We start from the raw sequence: 2,139 nt of genomic DNA, 5'->3' as shown, positions 1-2,139 counted from the left end.
GCCAGCGTGGTGGGCTTGCCGGTGATGCTGCCCCAGGCGGGGGTGACGGTGACGTTACCGGCAGCCGTCAGCCGCCCCTGGGCATCGACGGTGAAGGTGGGCGCCGCCGTGGTGCTGCCATAGCTGCCAGCGGTCACTGCCGTGTTGGCCAGGGCAATGGTGCGGTTTGCGGTCAGGTTGCCGCCGCCCGTCAGGCCTGTGCCTGCGGTGATGGTGCGGGCGGCCAGGGCGCCGTCCGTGATGCCATAGCCCGCCAAGGTGGTGGGCTTGCCGGTGACGCTGCCCCAGGCCGGGGTGACGGTGACGCTACCGGCAGCCGTCAGCCGCCCCTGGGCATCGACGGTGAAGGTGGGCGCATCCGTGGCGCTGCCGTAGCTGCCAGCGGTCACTGCCGTGTTGGCCAGCGCAATGGTGCGATTGGCCGAGAGGTCGCCGCCGCCCGTCAGGCCGGTGCCTGTGGCTATGGTGCGCTCGTCTGTCAGGCTCTTGCGCCATGCACTCCAGCCTGTGTTGTAGCGCGAGCGGGTCCATTGGTCGCCGTTGTTGTAGTGGGTATAGGTCTGGGTGCTGATGGACGCACCATCCCCGATGACCAGCAGCGTGCCAGCGGCAGCCACCGGGTAATTGGTGCCGCCCGTGGCGTTGGCATTGGCGCTTTGCGTGTAGATGCCTCGGGCCGTCACAGTATTGAGGTCCACACCGTTGCCTAGGGCCGATGCCATGGTGACGAAAGCGCCGTCGCCCAGGTCTGCCACGCTCAGGCTGACCAGATGGGTGTGACTGGTGGCCGTAGCTGCATTGGTGGTGGCGCCCGTCAGCGTGCTGGGGGTTCCCAGGGTCAGCGTGCGGTCTGCAGTGAGGTTGCCGCCGCCCGTCAGGCCATTGCCTGCCACGATGTTGCGCGCAGCCAGGGCGCCGTCCGTGATGCCGTAGCCCGCCAAGGTGGTGGGCTTTCCGGTGACGCTGCCCCAGGCTGGGGTGACGGTCACGGTGCCAGCCGCCGTCAGCCGCCCCTGGGCATCGACGGTGAAGGTGGGCGCATCCGTGGCGCTGCCGTAGCTGCCCGCCGTCACTGCCGTGTTGGCCAGGGCAATGGTGCGGTTTGCGGTCAGATTTCCGCCACCCGTCAGGCCTGTGCCTGCCGTGATGGTGCGAGCGGCTAGAGCCGCATCCGTGATGCCATAGCCCGCCAGGGTGGTGGGCTTGCCGGTGACACTGCCCCAGGCCGGGGTGACCGTCACGCTGCCGGCAGCTGTCAGCCGCCCCTGGGCATCGACGGTGAAGGTGGGGGCCGCCGTGGCGCTGCCGTAGCTGCCCGCCGCCACTGTCGTGTTGGCCAGCGTAATGGTGCGATTGGCCGAGAGGTCGCCGCCGCCCGTGAGGCCTGTGCCTGCTGTGATGGTGCGAGCAGCCAGAGCCGCGTCCGTGATGCCGTAGCCCGCCAGGGTGGTGGGTTTGCCTGTGACATCGGCCCAGGCTGGGGTGACGGTGGCGCTACCGGCCGCCGTCAAGCGGCCCTGAGCATCGACCGTGAAGGTGGTCACCGTCGTGGCGCTGCCATAGCTGCCCGCCGTCACTGCGGTGTTGGCCAAGGCAATGGTGCGGTTTTCGGTGAGGTTGCCGCCACCCGTCAGGCCCGTGCCCGCCGTGATGGTGCGAGCTGCCAGAGCTGCGTCCGTGATGCCGTAGCCTGCCAAGGTGGTGGGCTTGCCGGTGACGCTGGCCCAGGCTGGGGTGACGGTGGCGCTACCCGCCGCCGTCAGCCGCCCCTGCGCATCGACGGTGAAGGTGGGCACCGCCGTAGCGCTGCCGTAGCTTCCCGCCACCACTGCCGTGTTGGCCAGGGTGATGGTGCGATTGGCGGCAAGGCTGCCACCGCCCGTAAGGCCCACTCCTGCCGTGATGACCGTGGCGGCCAAGGCCCGCGCGTTGAAAAGCGTCTTGACGCTGGCCGCCGTGAGCGCACGGACAGCATCTGCCAGCCCATTGGCTTCGGCTTCGGTGGCCAGCTCCACCACGCCCTGGCGGTCAGTGGTCGCCGGTGGGTTGATGAAATTGGTTTCCCCAAACTGCAGCGTGCTAATGTTCACGGAGCCGTCCAGCACGCGCAGATCGGTGGACAGCAGGAAGATGGACGCA

At 69.0% G+C, this 2,139-nt stretch carries 1 protein-coding gene; it reads right to left on the bottom strand.

Annotated elements, in window-relative coordinates; genetic code table 11:
- A partial coding sequence (locus tag AAIL66_RS24160; protein ID WP_343497943.1) for a hypothetical protein occupies positions 1 to 2,139 on the bottom strand: 2,139 nt, incomplete at both ends.

Source organism: Comamonas sp. F1-6, from assembly GCF_039581415.1.
In the GTDB taxonomy this organism is placed as follows: domain Bacteria; phylum Pseudomonadota; class Gammaproteobacteria; order Burkholderiales; family Burkholderiaceae_C; genus Comamonas; species Comamonas thiooxydans.
Note: the sequence above shows the minus strand (reverse complement) of the source record. Positions and strands in the feature narration are given on the sequence as shown.